The 19481-nt window shown below is 70.9% G+C and carries 17 protein-coding genes and 1 pseudogene; 4 read left to right on the top strand and 14 right to left on the bottom strand.

The window, feature by feature from the left end; all coding sequences use genetic code 11:
• Window positions 1-38: 38 nt before the first annotated feature.
• Window positions 39-962, bottom strand: coding sequence for a LysR family transcriptional regulator (locus M878_RS83405; protein ID WP_023551964.1), 924 nt, complete (start codon window positions 960-962; stop codon window positions 39-41).
• A 70-nt stretch (window positions 963-1032) separates the two neighbouring features.
• Between M878_RS83405 and M878_RS83400 the strand changes: the two genes are divergently transcribed.
• Complete coding sequence (locus M878_RS83400; RefSeq protein WP_031226637.1) at window positions 1033-2199, top strand: TDT family transporter; 1167 nt, start codon at window positions 1033-1035, stop codon at window positions 2197-2199.
• On the opposite strand, the gene M878_RS83395 is transcribed toward M878_RS83400, so the two are convergent.
• From M878_RS83395 to M878_RS83380, 4 genes are all read right to left on the bottom strand, one after another.
• Window positions 2111-2830, bottom strand: a complete 720-nt coding sequence (locus tag M878_RS83395) for a helical backbone metal receptor (protein ID WP_023551962.1) — start codon at window positions 2828-2830, stop codon at window positions 2111-2113. The two genes, M878_RS83400 and M878_RS83395, sit on opposite strands and share 89 nt — an antisense overlap.
• Window positions 2830-3399 (bottom strand): helix-turn-helix domain-containing protein, encoded by a 570-nt coding sequence (locus M878_RS83390; protein WP_023551961.1) that lies wholly within the window; start codon window positions 3397-3399, stop codon window positions 2830-2832. The genes M878_RS83395 and M878_RS83390 overlap by 1 nt, the downstream gene beginning before the upstream one ends.
• Before the next feature lie 397 nt (window positions 3400-3796).
• The gene (locus M878_RS83385) at window positions 3797-5611 is read right to left on the bottom strand and encodes an ABC transporter permease/substrate binding protein (RefSeq protein ID WP_023551960.1); all 1815 of its coding nucleotides are present in this window, start codon (window positions 5609-5611) and stop codon (window positions 3797-3799) included.
• A complete protein-coding gene (locus M878_RS83380) occupies window positions 5604-6680 on the bottom strand; it encodes a quaternary amine ABC transporter ATP-binding protein (protein ID WP_023551959.1) in 1077 nt (358 codons plus the stop codon). The genes M878_RS83385 and M878_RS83380 overlap by 8 nt, the downstream gene beginning before the upstream one ends.
• 201 nt (window positions 6681-6881) lie before the next feature.
• Here M878_RS83380 and M878_RS83375 point away from each other — a divergent pair, with 201 nt between their 5' ends.
• Window positions 6882-7808 carry a 5'-3' exonuclease gene (locus M878_RS83375; RefSeq protein ID WP_023551958.1) on the top strand — a complete coding sequence of 309 codons (927 nt, stop codon included), beginning with the start codon at window positions 6882-6884 and terminating at the stop codon, window positions 7806-7808.
• A 105-nt stretch (window positions 7809-7913) separates the two neighbouring features.
• On the top strand, window positions 7914-8759 hold the full coding sequence (locus tag M878_RS83370; RefSeq protein ID WP_023551957.1) for a siderophore-interacting protein: 846 nt from the start codon (window positions 7914-7916) through the stop codon (window positions 8757-8759).
• 34 nt (window positions 8760-8793) lie between these two features.
• On the opposite strand, the gene M878_RS83365 is transcribed toward M878_RS83370, so the two are convergent.
• From M878_RS83365 to M878_RS83360, 3 genes and pseudogenes are all read right to left on the bottom strand, one after another.
• Complete coding sequence (locus M878_RS83365; RefSeq protein WP_023551956.1) at window positions 8794-9732, bottom strand: 5'-nucleotidase; 939 nt, start codon at window positions 9730-9732, stop codon at window positions 8794-8796.
• A 46-nt stretch (window positions 9733-9778) separates the two neighbouring features.
• Window positions 9779-9940: pseudogene (locus M878_RS000000100435) on the bottom strand (PadR family transcriptional regulator); the annotation flags it as partial.
• Window positions 9874-10518 carry a GNAT family N-acetyltransferase gene (locus M878_RS83360; protein ID WP_023551955.1) on the bottom strand — a complete coding sequence of 215 codons (645 nt, stop codon included), beginning with the start codon at window positions 10516-10518 and terminating at the stop codon, window positions 9874-9876. The pseudogene M878_RS000000100435 and the gene M878_RS83360, both read right to left, overlap by 67 nt.
• Window positions 10519-10582: 64 nt before the next feature.
• Between M878_RS83360 and M878_RS83355 the strand changes: the two genes are divergently transcribed.
• Window positions 10583-11533, top strand: coding sequence for an RluA family pseudouridine synthase (locus tag M878_RS83355; RefSeq protein WP_031226632.1), 951 nt, complete (start codon window positions 10583-10585; stop codon window positions 11531-11533).
• 7 nt (window positions 11534-11540) lie between these two features.
• On the opposite strand, the gene M878_RS83350 is transcribed toward M878_RS83355, so the two are convergent.
• The 6 genes from M878_RS83350 to M878_RS83330 all read right to left on the bottom strand — a co-directional run bounded on the left by M878_RS83350 (window position 11541) and on the right by M878_RS83330 (window position 19435).
• Window positions 11541-13028 (bottom strand): cytochrome P450, encoded by a 1488-nt coding sequence (locus tag M878_RS83350; protein WP_023551953.1) that lies wholly within the window; start codon window positions 13026-13028, stop codon window positions 11541-11543.
• 138 nt (window positions 13029-13166) lie between these two features.
• Window positions 13167-13787, bottom strand: a complete 621-nt coding sequence (locus tag M878_RS83345; RefSeq protein ID WP_023551952.1) for a GTP-binding protein — start codon at window positions 13785-13787, stop codon at window positions 13167-13169.
• Window positions 13768-14190, bottom strand: a complete 423-nt coding sequence (locus M878_RS49535; protein ID WP_031226630.1) for a DUF742 domain-containing protein — start codon at window positions 14188-14190, stop codon at window positions 13768-13770. Before M878_RS49535 ends, M878_RS83345 begins: the two co-directional genes overlap by 20 nt.
• Window positions 14187-14591: a roadblock/LC7 domain-containing protein gene (locus M878_RS83340; protein WP_023551950.1), complete on the bottom strand. Its 405-nt coding sequence runs from the start codon at window positions 14589-14591 to the stop codon at window positions 14187-14189. The genes M878_RS49535 and M878_RS83340 overlap by 4 nt, the downstream gene beginning before the upstream one ends.
• Window positions 14588-16252: an ATP-binding protein gene (locus M878_RS83335; protein WP_167345807.1), complete on the bottom strand. Its 1665-nt coding sequence runs from the start codon at window positions 16250-16252 to the stop codon at window positions 14588-14590. The genes M878_RS83340 and M878_RS83335 overlap by 4 nt, the downstream gene beginning before the upstream one ends.
• A 330-nt stretch (window positions 16253-16582) precedes the next feature.
• On the bottom strand, window positions 16583-19435 hold the full coding sequence (locus M878_RS83330) for a DEAD/DEAH box helicase (protein WP_031226625.1): 2853 nt from the start codon (window positions 19433-19435) through the stop codon (window positions 16583-16585).
• Between the last annotated feature and the right edge of the window lie 46 nt (window positions 19436-19481).

The raw sequence follows: 19481 nt of genomic DNA, 5'->3' as shown, positions 1-19481 counted from the left end.
CGAAAAGCCCCCTTGGCCGGCGGCAGCACCGCGCCCCGTCACCCCCGTGTCAGCGACAGCAACTCCCGTGCCGGACCTGTCGGTCGATGCCCCGTCGGCCAGACCGCGCGCAGATCTCGGCGCAAGGAGACGCCGTCCACCGGGATGCTGACCAGGCGTCGCATCGCCAGCTCCTCCCCCACCGCCAGCTCGCTGAGGACCGAGGGGCCCGCACCGCTGACCGCTGATGCCTTGACCGCCGTGGTGGAGGACAGCTCGATCAAGGGGCGGGCGAGGCCGCCGAGCGCCACGTCCAGGACCTGCCGGGTGCCGGAGCCGCGCTCGCGGAGGATCAGCGGGGTGCCCGCCAGCTCCTCCGCCGTCACCGGGCGCCGGCGCCGGGCCCAGGGATGACCGGGCGCGGTGACGACGATCAGGTGGTCGCGCGCGATGACGGCGGAGTCCAGGCCCGCAGGGACCGACAGGCCCTCCACGAACCCCAGGTCCGCCTCCCCGGCCAGCAGCAGTTCCGCGACCTTCGCCGAGTTCCCGGCGAGCAGGGAGACCGCCGTGTCGGGACGCTCGGCGTGCAGCGCGAGGAGCCAGCCGGGCAGCAGATACTCGGCGATGGTCATGCTCGCCGCCACCCGCAGCCGTGAGTCCCGGCGGTCGCGCAGGGCCTGCGCACCCGCGTCGAAGGCGGCCGCCGCCTCCACCACACGGCGGGCCCAGTCCGTCACCAGCGCGCCCGCGTCCGTGAGCCGGGAACCGCGCGGCGAACGGTCGACCAGGGCCACCCCCAACTGCCGTTCCATGGACCGGATCCGGCTGCTGGCAGCGGGCTGGGTGACGCCGACCTCGCGCGCCGCCGCACCGAGACTGCCCAGCCGCGCCACCGCCAGCAGCAGCTCCAGTGCGGCCAGATCGGGCACCCGGTGTGCCAGTGATCCGGTGTGCTCTCGCTTCCCCTCCACCTGACTCATAACACCAGCTTATGCCCTGATAACCAGGAACTCCCTGGTCATGGGCGGACAGCGGCGGGACCGTGGAGTCATGGTCACCGTAGTCCGCCCCTTGCCCACCGCCTCCGTCCCGCGCGCCTCCCAGGTCCGCCAGCTGGGCCCCAACTGGTACGCCTCCGTCATGGGCACCGCCATCCTCGGCTCCGCGGGTGTCGCGCTGCCCGCGCACTCGGCAGCCCTGCGCGAGGTGTTCGCGGGGGCCTGGGCACTGTCCCTGATCATGCTGGTGGCCCTGCTGGCGGCCCGGACGGTGCACTGGACCCGGCACGGCGACCAGGCCCGCGCCCATCTCCTCGACCCGGCCGTCGCTCCCTTCTACGGCTGCCTGTCGATGGCCCTGCTGGCGGTCGGCGGCGGCGCCCTGACCGCCGGGCGGGACCTGATCGGCACCGGCACAGCGGTCGTCCTGGACGCCGTGCTGTTCACCGCCGGTACGGCGGTCGGGCTCGCGGCCGCCGTGGCGGTGCCGTACCTGATGGCCGTACGGCATCGGGTCGAGCCCGCGCAGGCGACCCCGGTGTGGCTGCTGCCGCTGGTCGCGCCCATGGTGTCGGCCGCGCTCGGCCCGCTGCTCGTGCCGTATCTGCCGGCGGGGCAACCCCGCGGGACCCTGCTGCTGGCGTGCCTGGCGATGTTCGGGCTGAGCCTGCTCGCGATCCTGCTGATGCTGCCGCTGGTCTTCGCCCGGCTGATCAGCTCCACCCCGCTGCCGCTCGCGCTCACCCCGACGCTGTTCCTGGTCCTGGGTCCGCTCGGGCAGTCCACCACCGCGGTCAGCAAGATCGCGGACGTGGCACCCGGGGTCGTACCGGCTCCGTACGACCGTGGCCTCGGCGTCTTCGCCGTGCTGTACGGGGTGCCGGTGATGGGGTTCGCACTGATGTGGCTGGCGCTGGCGACCGCGCACGTGGTGCGGGCCCGCCGGCAGGGCATGGGGTTCGCGATGACCTGGTGGGCGTTCACCTTCCCGGTGGGCACCTGTGTCACCGGCGCCATGGCTCTCGCCCGGCACACCGGTCTGGCGGTGTACGACGGGCTGGCCGTCGGGCTGTACGCCGTCCTCGCCGCCGCCTGGCTGGCGGCCGCCGCCGGCACCGTACGCGGCCTGCTCAGCGGCGAGCTGCTCGCAGCGCCTCGGCCAGCATTCGTGGCGCTTCCCTCAGCGACGGGCCGTACCAGGTCAGGTGCCGGCCGCTGACCAGGGCACAGGGCAGGCCCGGGAAGGCCTCCGGGCCGTCGTCGGCGGTGAAACGGTAGGGCTCGTCGGGGAGGACCACCAGGTCCGGGGCGGCCGCGCGCAGCTCCTCCAGCGGGATACGGGGGTAGCGCTCGGGGTGGCCGGTGTACAGGTGGTCGACGCCGAGCCGGGCCAGGACGTCACCGGCGAAGGTGTCCCGGCCGAGGACCATCCAGGGCCGCCGCCAGATCGGCACGACCGCCGTCGTACGGCCCTCCGGCCGCGGCAGCGCCGCCCAGGCCTCCTCCGCCTCCGCCAGCCAGCCCGGCCGTCCCCGCGCACCGCAGGCCCTGAGCACCCGCTCCAGCTCGGCGAACGCCTGCGGCACCCTGCGCACCTCGGTGACCAGCACCGAAAGCCCCGCGGCGCGCAGGGCATCGAGGTCAGGGGCGCGGTTCTCCTCCTCGTTGGCGATCACCAGATCGGGAGCGAGGGCACGGATCCGCTCGGTGTCCGGGTTCTTGGTGCCGCCGATCCGGGTGACGTCCAGGTCCGCCGGGTGCGTGCACCAGTCGGTGGCGCCGACGAGGACTCCGGGGAGCGTCACGGCGACGGCCTCGGTGAGGGACGGTACGAGGGAGACGACCCGCACTAACGGGACCGGTCCTGGACCGCTTCGATGTGTTCGGCCACCGCCACCACGATGACCCGTGTGTCCGGGACCGTCGCGCGCCAGCGATGCCGGACCCCACCGGTCAGATACAGGGTGTCGCCTCGGCCGAGGCGATATGCGCGGCCCTCGGCCTCGATCTCCACCGCGCCGTGGGCGACGTACATCAGCTCGTCGTTGCGGTGCTGGAACTCGCGGCCGGCGTCGTGGTCGCCGGTGAACTCGGAGGCGTGCAGCTGGTGGTGGCCGCGCACCAGGGAGCGGGTGCGCGGCGCGAAGTCGTCCTCGGCGGCCGGGTCGGCACGCACGACGTCGACGCTGGCCGCCGGGTCGGCGGCGGCGAGGAGTTCGACGGCCGTGGTGCGCAGGGCGTCGGCGAGCTTCTCCAGCGAGCTGCGGCTGGGGCGGGCCCGGTCGTTCTCGACCTGGCTGAGGAAGGGCACCGAGAGACCGGTGCGCTCGGCCACGACGGCGAGCGTCAGCTCCAGGGCGCGGCGGCGCCGCCGGACGGCCGCGCCCACCCGCACAGGCTGCTCTTTGTGGTCGCCCATCGCTCCGGCTCCCTCCCTCGCTCGTAGTGCCGCTGTACGGGTGCCCGGGTCGGGGCAGCCGCCTCCTGATGACTTCTCTGCACCCTACGCATGTTCGGCAAACCGTTTCACGTGCCTGACACATCCCCGACATGCCGCCGAGCCCCCAACCTCACGGTTCGCGCCAGTGTGACGGGGGTCCGGGCCCTCCCGGGACGCACGCCTGGGCAGGGGTGAATATGCCGATCAGCTGGGCCAGGCACCCAGGCGAGGGCCAACGGTCATCACGGAACGTGGTTGGCCGGATTCTTGCCGTACAGACACAGGCCTCAAGACGCCGCGAGGGGCGGGCCGCCGCCGGGCGCTCGGTGGCGTCCGGCGCAGCCCGCCCCTCGGGGGGCGGTCCGGGAAGGTCAGGTCACCCGGCCGCCTGGCGCTGGGCGTCGTCCTTGGCGACCGGGGCCCACTTGTCGACCAGGCCGGGGTGCTTGCGCAGCCAGCCGCGGACGGCGTCCTGCTCCTTGCCCTTGGCCGCCTTCTGGATCTGCGACTCCAGGTCCGTGAGCTGCTGCTCGGTCATGGAGAAGCTCTTCAGCCACTTGCCGACCTGCGGGTTGTCGCCGGCGAAGCCCTTGCGGGCGAGGGTGTGCACGCCGTCGCCCTTGCCCCAGGCGCCCTCGGGGTCCTTGAGCTTCTTCAGGTCGTAGTCGCTGTAGGCCCAGTGCGGGGACCACAGGGTGACGACGACCGGCTCCTTCTTGGCATAGGCACGCTGGAGCTCGGCGAGCATGGCCGGGGTGGAGCCGTCGATCACCTGATACGTGCCGTCCAGGCCGTACGCCTTGAGGACCTTGCTCTTGAGCAGGCCCATCTCACCCGCGCTGGGCTCGATGCCGACGATCTTCCCGCCGAACTCGGAGGCGTGCGCCTTCAGGTCCGCCAGGGAGTTCACGTCCTTCACGTACGACGGGACGGTCAGCTCCAGGGAGGTGGGGCCGAACCACGGGCCGAGGTCGTCGAGCTGCTTGCCGTACTTCTTCCAGTACTCGGCGTGGGTGGTGGGCAGCCAGGAGTCGGTCTCGAAGTCGATCTGGCCGGTGGCGAGGCCGGTGTAGAGGGGGCCGGCCGCGTACTGGGTGGTGGTGACCTTGAAGCCGCGCTCCTCCAGGATCTCCTTCCAGAGGAAGGTCGAGGCGATGCCCTCGTCCCAGGGGATGTAGCCGATGTTGATCTCCTTGCCCTTGCCGACGTCGGTGCCGGAGGCCTCGGAGGTGCCGTTGGAGGAGCCGAAGATCCCCATTCCGCCCGCCACGAGCGCGAGGACGACGACGCCGATGACGGCGACGGCCGGGCGCGGCCGGTACGTCCACGCGCGCGTGGGCGCCTTGGCGGCGGCCCTGCGGCCCAGCGGGGAGAGCTGGGTGCCGAGCGCGCCGGTGATCCGGTCCAGGTAGATGGCGAGGACGACGATGCCGACGCCCGCCTCGAAGCCGTAGCCGATGTCGAGCTGGCCGATGGCCTCGTTCACGGCGCCGCCGAGGCCGCCGGTGCCGACCATGCCGGCGATGACGACCATGGACAGGCCGAGCATGATCACCTGGTTGACGCCGGCCATGATGGTCGGCAGGGCGAGCGGCAGCTGGACGCGCCACAGGATGTCCCGCGGGGTGGTGCCGAACGCCTCGGCGGCCTCGACCAGTTCGGCGTCGACCTGGCGGATGCCCAGCTCGGTCATGCGGACGCCGGGGGCGAGCGCGAAGATCAGGGTGGCGACGACACCGGCGGCGGTGCCGAGGCCGAAGAAGAGCATGGCCGGGATCAGCAGGACCATCGACGGCATCGTCTGGAGCAGGTCCAGGACGGGTCGTACGGCCGCGCTGACGGCCTTGGAGCGGGCCGCCCAGATGCCCAGCGGGAGGGAGATCACCAGCGCGATCACGGTCGCCACCAGGACCAGGGCGAGCGTGGACATCGCCCGGTCCCACAGGTCGAGCGAGTCGACCAGCGCGAATCCGGCGAAGGCGAGGACGCCTGCGATGAGGCCGCGCAGCCACCAGGCGATGACGGCGAGGATGCCGGCCATCAGCAGCGGCGCGGGGGCGCTGAGCACGGCGTCGATGCCGTTGTACATGCCCTCCATGACGGTCTTGACGGCGTCGAAGAGCCAGGAGAGGTGGCCGACCAGCCAGTTGACGCCGGAGTCGACCCAGTCGCCGAGGTGGATCCTAGGCACGGGCGATCACCTTCCCGTCCGGGTTGTCGCAGGGCGCGGGATCGGCCGTCTCGTCGCCGAGGAAGCCGACCACCCGCTGCCTGGGAACGACGCCGATGACCCTGTTCGCCTCGTCCACGACCGAGACGCGGTGCGAGAGCCGGGCGCTGATCGCGCACAGTTCCGTGAACGGTGTGTCGCGGGTCGCGGTCTCGCAGCCGCAGAGGGGGGCGTCGCTGGTGACCGAGGTGTCCATGAGGGCGCCCGCCGTCAGCACGCGGGAGCGGTCGACGTCCTGGATGAAGGAGGCGACGTAGTCGTTCGCGGGGCGCAGCAGGATGTCCTCGGCGGTGCCGGTCTGCACGATGCGGCCGTCGCGCATGACGGCGATGCGGTCGCCGAGGCGCATGGCCTCGTTGAGGTCGTGGGTGATGAAGACGATGGTCTTCTTCAGGGTCTTCTGCAGCTCCAGCAGCTGGTCCTGCATGTCGCGGCGGATCAGCGGGTCGAGGGCGCTGAAGGACTCGTCCATGAGGAGCAGGTCGGCGTCGGTGGCGAGGGCGCGGGCGAGGCCGACGCGCTGCTGCATGCCGCCGGACAGCTCGTCGGGCCAGGAGTCCTCCCAGCCCGCGAGTCCGCACAGGGCGAGCGCCTCTTCGGCGCGGCGCTCGCGCTCGGCGCGGGGCACGCCCTGCACAAAGAGGCCGTAGGCGGCGTTGTCGCGGACACTGCGGTGCGGGAACAGCGCGAAGTGCTGGAACACCATGCTGATCTTCTTCGAGCGCAGCTCGCGCAGTTCGCGGGCGGTCAGCTCGGTCAGATCCTGGCCGTCGAAGCGGACGCTGCCCGCGGTCGGCTCCAGCAGGCCGTTGAGCGTGCGCAGCAGGGTGGACTTGCCGGAGCCCGACAGGCCCATGACGACGAAGATCTCACCCGCCTCGACGCGGAAGGAGGCGTCGATCACGGCGGCGGTGGTGCCGTCGGCGCGCAGCTCCTCCCGGTCGGCGCCCTGCCGCAGGCGCCGCACCGAGTCGTCCGGTCGTCTGCCGAACACTTTGAACAGGTGCTCGGTCTCAAGCCTCGGTTGCACGCGTGCCTCTCGTCTCGGGAACAGAACAGGAGACGAAGAGTCGCCAACAGTTGAAAAGAGCAACCTCCCGCGCTCCGTGGCGGCGCCTGCCCAGGTCAAGCGGAGGCAAACCGCTCAGTGGCCGGGCTCACGGCGATGCGTATCGCGCAACGCGTTCCGGGCGGAAGGGTGGCTGTCAGTGCCGTGCGGCATGATGCGAGCGTGACCGGACGACTCATGCTTCTCGACACCGCATCGCTGTACTTCCGCGCCTATTTCGGCGTGCCGGACTCGGTGAAGGCACCGGACGGCACGCCGGTGAACGCCGTGCGCGGGCTGCTGGACTTCATCGACCGGCTGGTCAAGGACCACCGGCCGGAGCAGCTGGTGGCCTGCATGGACGCCGACTGGCGGCCGCAGTGGCGGGTGGACCTCATCCCCACCTACAAGGCGCACCGGGTCGCCGAGGAGCACGAGGGCGCCCCGGACGAGGAGGAGGTGCCCGACACCCTCTCCCCGCAGGTGCCCGTCATCGAGGCCGTCCTCGACGCACTCGGCATCGCGCGCGTGGGCGTCGAGCCGTACGAGGCGGACGACGTGATCGGCACGTTCACCGCGCGCGCCAAGGGTCCGGTGGACATCGTCACCGGCGACCGCGATCTGTACCAGCTGGTGGACGACGCCCGTGGGATCCGGGTGCTGTACCCGCTGAAGGGCGTCGGCACGCTGCAGCTGACCGACGAGGCGGTGCTGCGCGAGAAGTACGGCGTGGACGGGCGGGGGTACGCGGATCTGGCGCTGCTGCGCGGCGATCCGAGCGACGGTCTGCCGGGCGTGGCCGGGATCGGCGAGAAGACAGCCGCCAAGCTGCTCGCCGAGTTCGGTGACCTGGCCGGGATCATGGCGGCGGTGGACGACCCGGCGGCGAAGCTCACGCCGTCGCAGCGCAAGCGGCTGGACGAGGCCCGGCCGTATGTGGCGGTCGCCCCGAAGGTGGTCCGGGTGGCCGACGACGTACCGCTGCCGGACGTCGGCACGGCCCTGCCGCACACCCCGCGCGATCCGGCGGCCCTGGAGCAGCTGGCCGGGCGATGGGGGCTCGGCGGCTCCCTGCAGCGGCTGCTGACCACGCTCGCCGCCCGGCCTTGACTGGAATTTTCCGGCAAAAGGCCTCATCCAGCTCTCAGGAAGGCGGTGTTGCGTAGAGGCGAGATGCTAGCTTAGGTAAACCTAACCAATCTGCAGGAGGTCGTGATGGCAGAGCGTCCGGGACGAAAGCCGCGCAAGGCCCGCACCGCCCAGGTGCTCCGCACCGAGCGGCTGACCCCGCACATGCGGCGCGTGGTGCTCGGCGGCGAGGGCCTGGCCGACTTCGCGGCGGACACCTGCACCGACCACTACGTGAAACTGCTCTTCGGCCCCGCGGGCGTGACCTACCCGGAGCCCTTCGATCTGGAGCGGATCCGAGGGGAGTTCCCGCGGCAGCAGTGGCCGGTGACCCGGACGTACACCGTGCGCGACTGGGATCCCGAACAGCGGGAGCTGACCCTGGACTTCGTCGTCCACGGCGACGAGGGCCTGGCCGGCCCGTGGGCCGCCCGCGTGCAGCCGGGTGAGACGGTGCGCTTCATGGGCCCCGGCGGCGCCTACGCCCCCGACCCGGCGGCCGACTGGCATCTGCTCGCCGGGGACGAGAGCGCGCTGCCCGCGATCGCGCGGTCCCTGGAGGCGCTGCCCGCCGGCGCCCGCGCCCGCGTCTTCATTGAGGTGTCCGGACCCGAGGAGGAGCAGAAGATCGACTCCGATGTGGAGATCGTCTGGCTGCACCGCGGGGACCGGCCGGTCGGCGAGGCACTGGTGGAGGCCGTCCGCGCCCTGGAGTTCCCCGAGGGCCGGGTGCACGCGTTCGTGCACGGCGAGGCGGGCTGCGTGAAGGAGCTGCGCCGGCTGCTGCGGATCGAGCGCGCCATCCCGCGCGAGGACCTGTCGATCTCCGGCTACTGGCGCCTGGGCCACGACGAGGACGGCTGGCAGGCCTCCAAGCGGGACTGGAACGCCCGTATCGAGGCCGAGCAGGAGGGCGACACGGCAGCTGCATGAGAGCGGTCCGCGCTCAGCGGTGCCGTCTCGTCACTCAGGGTGCCGTCTCGTTGATCTTGCCGAAGGGGATGTGCACGCTGGGCGTGGTCCGCGACGCGCTCTCCAGGTGGGTCACCTGGTCGTCGAAGAAGATGTGCGGTCTGAGCACCTTCAGGACCGCGCCCTTCTCTATGCCACCGAGGAAGAAGGCGCCGTTGACCCGCACGCCCCACTGCTTGAGGCTGCGCACGGCCCGTTCGTGGGCCGGCGCGTTGCGCGCGGTCACCAGCGAGACGTGCACGCGGCTGGGGTAGTCCGGATCGCTCGCGCGCCGCTCCTCCTCCCGCCGCTGTATCCGGTTCACCCCGGCGAGGAAGTCCCGCAACGGCCCCGGATCGTGCGGGGTCGCCGCGTTACGGGCCTCGTACGCGCGGAACTCCTCCAGACCGTCGGCCTGGTACACCTGCTCGGCCGCGTCGCCGGCGAGCACCCCGTCGAAGTCGAACGCGATCCGCAGCTCACGGTCGGCGGGGTCGTCCGCGTACGGCGATCCCAGCACATGCCCGGCCGGCAGACCGGCGGCGACCGCCTCGCGGACGTCGTCACCGTTCGCGGACAGGAAGAGGGACATGTTCAGCGCGGTGATGAACGCGTACGGCGATCTGCCCTGCATGAACACGGCCCGGCTGATGGGCAGTTCACGGGCCTGGATCGAGCGCATGACCCTGAGGCCGGTGTCGGGGTCGTTGCGGGAGAGGATGATGACCTCGACGAGCGGGTCGCCCGGCTCGCCGAGGTCGTTCAGCGACAGCAGCCTGCGGATGAACGCGAACGCGACTCCGGGCCGGAGCATGTCGTCCAGGTGCTGCTCCTGGTAGGCCCGGTAGGCCTCCTCGCCCTGCTCGCGGAAGACGGCGTCCGACTCCCGCAGATCGAACAGGGCACTGGAGGCGACACCGACGACGAGTCGGTTCGCGAGATCGTAGGCCGGCATGGGCTACATCTTCACACCGACCGCTGGCAGGAGCGGAAGGTGCCCCGAGCGAACCGTAGTTGATCTTCGTGATGGTGTCCCCGCCCTGGCGGCGCAGGGTCTGGGCGTTCTCGTACGGATGCATCGGCTTCTGCCAGAGGGTCACCAGCACGGCGAGCGCCAGCGGATTGCTGAGCCTGCGGCGCTTACCCGCTGGGTGACGCCCCAGTCGCCGCGCACGCGGGCGTGGAGGTGCATGTCGTGCCAGCCGTCGGAGTGGAGCAGGGCACTGCGCTTGGTGCCCTCCGCCGCGAAGCCTGCCTTCTCGGCCACGCGGCAGGAGGCCTCGTTGGCGGTGGCGTGGGAGAGTTCGAGGCGGTGGAGGCCGATCTCGTCGAACGCCCAGCGGGACAGGGTGGTCGTGGCCCGCACCGCGACACCCCGGCCGCGCGCCCGCGCTACCGTCCAGTACGCGACCTCGGCACAGCCGTCGCCGAGCAGGATCTCGCGCAGCGCGACGCGGCCCTGCAGTTCGCCGGTGTCCGCGTCCACGACGGCCCACTGGGCCTCGCGCTCGTCCTTCCAGCCGTTCTGCCACTGGGTGATCCAGCCGGCGACCTCTTCCTCGGAGTCGGCGGCCCTGATGTGCCACTGGTGCATCAACGGGTCCTGGAAGGCGGCGTACACGGCGGGCACGTCCTCGGCCCGCCAGGGGCGCAGCAGCAGTCCGTCGCCGGTGGGCAGGGTGGGCTGGGCGGTGCCGGCGAGGGTTCCGGCCGGCACGACCGGGCTGTTGAGATACGGCATGATCCACATCCTGCCGCCGGCCCGACCGTCCCCGCAGCCGTTTTCGCCCTCGTACCCTTGACCGATGAGACGCCGTACGCCGCCCCCGCCCGCCCCGCTGCCCCAGCGCGACGGTGTGGATCCCGTGCGGGTCCGGCTGCCGTACGGCGGGACGTGGGCCACCGTGCGGGAGCATCTCGTGGAACGGCTGACGGGGGCCGCGCCCGGGATGGTCGCGGCGATGTTCGACGCGGGGTCGATCGTCGGCGCGGACGGGCGGGCGGTGGCGCCGGACGCGCCGTACGAGCCGGGGATGTTCGTGTGGTTCCACCGCGAGCTGCCGGCCGAGGTGCCGGTGCCGTTCCCGGTGGAGGTCGTGTACCGGGACGCGCACATCGTCGTCGCCGACAAGCCGCACTTTCTCGCCACGACGCCGCGTGGCACGCATGTCGCGCAGACCGCGCTCGCCCGGTTGCGGCATGAACTGGGCATCCCGGCGTTGTCCGCCGCGCACCGCCTGGACCGGCTGACGGCTGGGCTGGTGCTGTTCACCGTGCGGCCCGAGGAGCGCGGGGCGTATCAGACGCTGTTCCAGGACCGGCGGGTACGCAAGGAGTACGAGGCGATCGCGCCGTACGACCCCGCGCTGGTCCTGCCCCGGACCCTGCGCAGCCGGATCGTGAAGGAGCGCGGGGTGCAGGCGGCCCGGGAGGTCGAGGGCGAGCCGAACGCCGAGACGTATGTGGAGCTGGCCGGGCACCGGGGCGGTCTGAGCCGGTACCGGCTCGTCCCGGCGACCGGGCAGACCCATCAGCTGCGGGTGCATCTGAACGCGCTCGGCGTGCCCATCCTCGGTGATCCGCTGTATCCGGAGGTGACCGGCCCGGTGCCGGCCGGTGACTTCCGGCGTCCCCTGCAACTGCTCGCGCGGAGGCTGGAGTTCACCGATCCGGTCACCGGCACGGAGCACGCGTTCACCAGCACACGCGCGCTCCAGGCCTGGGCGTCGTACGGCACCTGGGCCGGTGAGGGCTAGCCTCCGGTCACTCTCCGCGCCACCAGTGGAGCAGCCGCCGCAAGATGCCCCTTCGGCGGGCCGGTACCGGTGCCGTGGGGTGGGGCTCCGGGGCGGCGGGGGGCGGGGTGGTGGGGCGGGGCTCGGCGGCCGGGGTCTGCTCGGTGCGCAGGGTGCCGGCCTGCCAGGTGGAGCGCTGCGCGGGGACGGCCATGGGCCGCGGCGGGAGGGTGACGTCCTGCTGCGGCTTCGGTTCGAAGCGCACGGGCAGGGCCACCAGGTGCCGGGAGGCGATGGACGAACGCCAGCGCAACTCCCCTTCCGGGCAGTCTAGTTGGATATCGGACAGCCGCATCAGCAGCGCGTCGACGCCGACGTCGGCGATGGCGCGGCCGATGTCCTGTCCGGGGCATTCGTGCGGGCCGCCGCCGAAGGCGAGGTGGGAGCGGTTGCCCTGCATGCTCGCGGACAGGTCCGGGCGGATGCGCGGGTCGAGGTTGCCCGGCGCGGGTGCGAAGAGCAGGCCGTCACCCTTGCGGATGCGCTGCCCGCCCAGCTCGGTGTCCTGCTTGGCGTAGTAGCCGAAGACGGTGCTGAACGGCGGTTCGTCCCACAGGGACTGCTCGATCGCCTCGGGTACGGTCATCTGGCCGCCGCTGAGCCGGGCGCGGAAGCCCGGCTCGGTGAGGACCATGCGCAGCGCGTTGGCGAGGAGGTTCGCGGTGGCCTCGTAGGCCGCGAAGAGGACGAGCCGCAGATGTTCGCGGACCTCGTCGTCGCTGAGTCCGGCCGGGTGGGTGACGAGGTGGCTGGTGAAGTCCTCCTCGGGCCGGGCGCGGCGCCGGGTGGTGAGCCGGCTCAGCGCGTCCATGACGTAGGTGTGGCTCTGGATGGCGGTCTCGGTGCCCTTCAGGGCGTCCCGGGCGGCCTGCACCATCCGGTCGTTGTACTCCTCGGGCATACCGAGGATCTCGCACATGACGGCCATCGGCAGATGGTCGGCGAACTGGGACACCAGGTCGGCCCGGCCACGTTCGCAGAACCTGTTGACCATTGCCTGGGTGTGCAGGCCGATGTGGCGGCGCAGGGTGCGGTGGTCGATGGTGGTCATGGCCGCGGTAACCGCCGCGCGCAGCCGCTGGTGCTCGTCGCCCTCGGCGTGCGAGCAGATCGGCTGCCAGGCGATATGCGGCATGAGCGGGTGGTCGGGCTTGACCGTGCCGTCCGCCAGCGGGCTCCAGATCCGGCTGTCGCGGGTGTACAGGGAGGGGCTGCGCACCAAGTGCTGGTTCTCGGCGTGCCCGAGGACCACCCACATCGGTACGTCCTCGTGCAGCAGCACGGGCGCCACGGTGCCGTGCTGCTCCCGCAGCCGCTCGTAGAGGTCGCCCAGGTCCTGCGCGTCGGGGCCGTAGAGCCGCTGCAGACCGCCGGGGCCGAGGTGGTGCGCGGGGCAGCCCGGCGGCGGGCCGGGGGTGTGGTCGGTGTCGGTCAGCGAGGAGGAATCAGACGTCACGGTGTCGCTCCGGAACGGGAAGGTTGTGGGGTCGTACGACTGCGGTCGAATCAAGTTCGGATCGGGTTCGGATCAGATGTGGATCGGGTTCGGATCAGGTGCGGATCGAGTTCTGATCAGGTGCGGATCGGGTTCTGATCAGATGAGTGCGCGGGACATGGCGAGCGAGTGCAGGAAGCGCGTCAGGGTCATCAGCACGTCCCTGCTGGAGGCCCGGCGCCGTACGTCGCACTCCATGATCGGGATCTCCGGGGTCAGGTCGAGCGCGGTACGCAGTTCCTCGACGGGATAACGGGGCGCGTCGGGAAAGGTGTTGACGGCGACGACGAAGGGCACGCCGCATTCCTCCAGCCGGCCCATGACGTCGAAGCTGACCTCCAGACGCCGGGTGTCGACGAGGACCACGGCGCCGAGCGCGCCTTCGAACAGCCCGTTCCACAGGAACCAGAAGCGCTCCTGGCCGGGGGTGCCGAACAGGTAGAGCACCAGCTTGTCGGTGATACTGATGCGGCCGAAGTCCATGGCCACGGTGGTGGCCGTCTTGGACTCGGAACCGTAGTTGTCGTCCACGCCGATACCGGCCTGGGTCATGGTCTCCTCGGTGGTCAGCGGCCTGATCTCGCTGACGGAACCGACCATGGTGGTCTTGCCGACGCCGAAGCCGCCCACGATCACGATCTTCACTGCGGTCTCGGCCGAGTGCGGCAGATGATCCTCGGTGCGGGGGCCGGGGATGGTGTCAGAGCCTTTGAAGTCCATGCATCACCGCTTCAAGGATGGAACGGTCGGGAACCGCCTGCCGGGCGACCGGGGCGCGCGCCTGCACCAGCTCGGCCGTGATCATCTCGGTGATCAGGACGGTCATCGCGCTGAACGGCAGGTTCAGATAGGCCGAGAGCTCGGCCACGGACAGAGGGTTGGCACAGAGCCGCAGTACCGACGCCTGCTCCGGTGAGGCGGCCACCTGAGGCGCGTCGCGCGCCACGATTAACGTCACGAGGTCGAGTTCGGCGCGTGCCCCGTCCTCGGATCCGGCGACCGTGTACAGCCGCTCGGGGTTCTTGGGTGGCGGCTCGGCCTCGCCGTCCGCCGCTGTGGGTGCCGGTGGCTGCGGGGGCGGCGGGGGCTTCGGCTCGCGCCGTTTACGTCGTGGAGGAGTCATACGGTCTGCCCGTTCCGCCGGGGCGGACTGGTGAGATGGGCGCCGATCCGGACGACGAGGTCGCGCATCATGCCGCTCATCCGGCCCGGCTCGCAGGTCACGTCGGCGAGTACGGCGAGGTAGGCGTTGTCGCCGGCGTTCATGAGGTAGAAGTAGCCGCCCTCGATCTCGAAGACGACGACCTTCATGTCGCCGGCGCCCGGGAGTTCCTGGATGATGGCGCCGGCCAGGCTCTGCACGCCCGCGCAGGCGGCGGCCACGCGGTCGCATGCGTCGGGATCGCCGCCGTAGCGGGCGATGCGCAGTCCGTCCGCGGAGAGGACCACGATCATCTCGATGCCCGGCACGCCGTCGTTCAGCTGCTTGAGCATCCAGTCGATGTTGCCTCGCTGCTGGATCACTTGAGGTCCCCCTCGTCGTCGGCCCCGGTGGCGGCCTCGGTGGCGGTGTCCGAATCGTTGAGCAGGTACACGTACTTTTCCGGGTGCCGGGTGAAGTCGGTCAGTTCGGGCCCGGTGGCGCCCTCGGGCATGCCCTTGCGCAGGCCGTTCCAGAAGTCCTCGATCCCCTGGCCGATCGGCCGCTCCCTGAGCTTCTTGATCTCGGGGTCCAGCTCGGGCTCCGGTTCGGGCTTGGGCTGCGACCAGATGGTCGGCCTGCCCTCGCGCTCGGCCTGCTCGACCTCGGCCTTCTCGGCGAAGCGCTGGCTCAGCGGGGTCTTCATCCGGCTGCGGCGCTGCGGCAGTCCGCCCGCGGTCCACTCGGTGACCACGGGGACGTCGTCCTCCATGGAGATCCCGGCGGGAATCTTGGGGCTGGTGGGCCGGCGCCTCTTCGGCGGGCGCTTGGGGCCCTCGACGGCGCCGAGCTCGGGCATCGGGGTACCGGTGGCACCGATACCGTGGGCGGCGCCCACGCCGGGTTCGGTGGTCGTCATGACACGCGGCACGACGAGGATCGCGCGGCAGCCGCCGTAGGCGGAGGCCCGCAGCGAGACCTCCATGTCGAACATCTTGCACAGCCGGCCGACGACCGCGAGACCGAGACGCGGGTTCTCGCCGAGGTTGTGCGCGTCGTCGAGGTTCCTGGCGTCCTCGATCATCTTCTCGATGCGGGCGCGGGACTCCTCGGTGAGGCTGACACCGGCGTCCTCGATCTCGATGACGATGCCGGTCTGCACCTCGGTGGCGGTGACATGCACCTTGGCCGTGGGCGGCGAGTAGCGGGTGGCGTTGTCGAGGAGTTCGGCGGCCGCGTGGAGGACCGGCTCGACGGAGGTGCCCTTGATGTTGATGTTGACGATGGAGTTCAGCTGGATGCGGCGGTACTCCAGGATGCGCGACATGGCGCCGCGCAGCGTGCTGTAGAGGGAGACCGGCAGGGGCCACTGGCGGCCGGGACGGCCGCCGCCGAGGACGCCGATGGTGTCGGCGAGACGGCCGATCAGCGAGGTGCCGTGGTCGATGCGCAGCAGGTCGTCGAAGACCTCGGGGTTGCGGCCGTGGTCCTCCTCCATCTCCCGCAGTTCCTTGGACTGCTGGTGGACGATGGCCTGGATACGGCGGGCGATGCTCACGTACGAGCGCTCGGTGGCGTCGCGCATCGAGATCTCGCGGTCGGCGCCGCGCAGCGAGACGCGGAACATCTCGCGGTACATGTCCGGCAGGGCGCGCAGCTCGGGGTCGGCGTCGTAGATGTTCTTCAGGACGTCCCGGAGCGGTTCTCCGGCGCGCAGCCGCAGCAGACCGGTCGGGATGATGTCGGTGGCGAACTTCTCGATCAGCTCGTCCTGGGCGGCGATCCGGTGCTGCAGATACGCGGCGTGACGGGCGTGCTCGGCCTGTTCCTCGCGGATCCTGCGGCCACGGCGGGCGGCTTCGGCGCCCGTGGCGAGAACGAGCAGCACGGCGAGCGCTCCTACCGCGCCGACGGCGATCCGGGCCGACACGGGCGACAGGGCTACGGCGCCCCCGGTCGCTGCGGCCATCACTATGGCCGGCGGCAACAGGACGCGCGCATAGGGACGTTCACGGCGACCGGGAGGCTTCTGAACACTCACCATGGATGCCTTCTGAGACGAATCGGCTGGGTGTCGGGAGAGCTTTTGGGGGGAAGGTTCATAGAACTGTTGGGATCTATCGCATGTTTGGGAACAGGTGCACGAATTCACCTCAACTCGGTGCGCCGCGGGCGAGCTTAGTCCGACCGGATCATCGCCGTGTCATATTCAGCAAGCACCTGAAATCACCCTTGCGACAGGAGTACGCTCAGACGTATTTACACACTCGGCTGCAATTCGAACACGTTCGGTAACGGAATATGGGCATGCGAAAACTACTCACCGTAATGAGTGAAGGGGCCGCAGAAGCGACCCCTTAAAGCGCCCGGCAGGTCATCCCACGGACGAGTAGGCGACCACACCCCGCAGCAACTGATCAACGGCCTTGCGCGCGGCCTTGGCCACGGTCGAGCCCTCGACAGGCGCCGCGGCAGAAATCTGGCCCAGCACGTCGATGACCTGCTTGCACCACCGCACAAAGTCCCCCGCCGGCATGTCCGCCTCGCGCAGCACCTCGTCGAGTCCCTTGCCCGAGGCCCACATGTACGCGGCCCAGGCGAAGCCGAGATCGGGCTCGCGCTGCCCGACGCCCTCGGTCTGGTTGATCCGGAATTCCTCCTCCAGACCGTCGAGCCGGCCCCAGATCCGGACCATCTCACCGAGCGCGGCCTTCGCCTTGCCCGAGGGCAGCTTGGGTGCCATCGCGTCGTCGCTGACCCGTGCCTCGTACACCAACGCCGAGACGCACGCGGCGAGTTCGGCCGGGGCGAGGCCCTCCCAGACTCTCTCGCGCAGGCATTCGCTGGCGAGCAGGTCGAGTTCGCCGTACAGCCGGGCGAGCCGCTTGCCGTGTTCGGTGACCTCGTCGCCGCGCAGATAGTCCAGTTCGGTCAGCAGGGCCACGATCCGGTCGAAGGTCCGCGCGATCGTGTTCGTACGGCCCTCGATGCGGCGCTCCAGCTGTGAGGTGTCGCGCAGCAGCCGGTGGTAGCGCTCGGCCCAACGGGCGTGGTCCTCACGGTCGTTGCAGCCGTGGCAGGAATGCGCACGGATGGCGGTGCGCAGCCGGGCGATCTCACGGTCGTCGGCGGCCTGCGAGCGCTTCTTGCGGGCCCGCTCCGGCGGGATGTGCCCGGCCTTGCTGCGCAGCGCGGAGGCCAGGTCCCGGCGGGACTGCGGGGAGCGCGGGTTGAAGGACTTGGGGATCCGCATCCGGTCCAGCGGTTCGACCGGGACCGGGAAGTCCATCGACGCCAGCCGCTTGACCTGCCGCTCGGCGGTGAGCACCAGCGGGCGCGGGCCGTCGTGGTGGTCGAAGCCGCGGTGGCCGTTGGAGCGGCCGGCGGGCAGGCCGGGGTCCAGCACGAGGGCCAGACCGGCGTACTTGCCCGTGGGTACGTGGATGACGTCTCCCGGCTTGAGCTTCTCCAGGGCCACGGCCGCCTCGGCGCGCCGCTCGTTGGCGCCCTGCCGGGCCAGCTCGGTCTCGCGGTCCTTGAGCTCACGGCGCAGCCGCGCGTACTCCTCGAAGTCGCCGAGGTGGCAGGTCATGGAGGCCTTGTAGCCGGCCAGGCCCTCTTCGTTGCGCTGCACCTGGCGGGAGATCCCGACGACCGACTTGTCGGCCTGGAACTGCGCGAAGGAGGTCTCCAGCAGTTCGCGCGAGCGATGCCGGCCGAACTGCTCGACCAGGTTGACCGCCATGTTGTACGACGGCTTGAAGCTGGAGCGCAGCGGGTACGTACGCGTGCCCGCGAGACCGGCCAGGTGCTCGGGGCTCATCCCGCGCTGCCACAGCACGACCGCGTGGCCCTCGATGTCGATGCCACGCCGGCCGGCGCGGCCGGTGAGCTGGGTGTACTCGCCGGGGGTGATGTCGGCGTGCTGCTCGCCGTTCCACTTGACGAGCTTTTCCAGCACCACGGAGCGGGCGGGCATGTTGATGCCGAGCGCGAGGGTCTCGGTGGCGAACACGGCCTTGACCAGGCCACGTACGAACAGCTCCTCGACGACCTCCTTGAAGGTCGGCAGCATGCCCGCGTGGTGGGCGGCGATACCGCGCTCCAGGCCCTCCAGCCACTCGTAGTACCCGAGGACGTGCAGGTCCTCGGACGGGATGGAGGCGGTGCGCTCCTCGACCAGTGCGCGGACCTGTTCCCGCGCCTCCTCGTCGTTGAGTCTGAGGCCCGCGTACAGGCACTGCTGGACGGCGGCCTCGCAGGCGGCGCGGCTGAAGATGAAGGTGATGGCCGGGAGCAGGCCCTCGGAGTCGAGGCGCTCGATGACCTCGGGGCGGCCCGGCGTCCACACGCGTGAGCGCTGTCTGCGCTCCCGCTCGCGGTCGGCCTCGCGCATCGCCCGGCCGCGCCTGCGGTCCTGGTACGACGGTCTGGTGGCCTCCATGCGGGCCAGGCGGGCCAGGTCGGGGTTGACGGCCTTCTTGTGGCCCTCGCCCTCTTCGAACAGGTCGTACATCCGGCGTCCGGCGAGCACATGCTGGAAGAGCGGCACGGGCCGGTGCTCGGAGACGATCACCTCGGTGTCGCCGCGGACGGTGTCCAGCCAGTCACCGAACTCCTCGGCGTTGGACACGGTCGCCGACAGTGACACCAGGGTCACCGACTCGGGCAGGTGGATGATCACCTCTTCCCAGACAGCGCCGCGGAAGCGGTCGGAGAGGTAGTGCACCTCGTCCATGACCACGTAGCCGAGGCCGAGGAGGGTCTGGGAGCCGGCATAGAGCATGTTCCGCAGGACCTCGGTGGTCATCACGACCACCGGGGCGTCGGAGTTGATGCTGTTGTCGCCGGTGAGCAGGCCCACCATGCCGTCTCCGTAGCGGCGGCACAGGTCGGCGTACTTCTGGTTCGACAGTGCCTTGATGGGTGTCGTGTAGAAGCACTTCTTGCCCTGCCTCAGGGCGAGGTGGACGGCGAACTCGCCCACGATCGTCTTGCCCGAGCCGGTGGGGGCGGCCACCAGCACGCCCTTCCCTGTCTCGAGCGCCTCGCAGGCCTCGATCTGGAAGGGGTCGAGGCCGAAGTCGTACATCTCGCGGAAGGATGCGAGCGCGGTGGCCTGCTCGGCTGCCCGCCTGCGGGCTGCCGCGTACCGCTCGGCCGGTGAGAGGTCCTCTGTCATCGTGCTTTCGAGCGTACCGGGCGCCACTGACAACAGGACGATCATTATCCGAACGTGGGCTGATCGACGAAGCCCGCTGATCGACGGGACC

It is taken from the genome of Streptomyces roseochromogenus subsp. oscitans DS 12.976 (assembly GCF_000497445.1).
In the GTDB taxonomy this organism is placed as follows: Bacteria; Actinomycetota; Actinomycetes; order Streptomycetales; family Streptomycetaceae; genus Streptomyces; species Streptomyces oscitans.
Note: the sequence above shows the minus strand (reverse complement) of the source record. Positions and strands in the feature narration are given on the sequence as shown.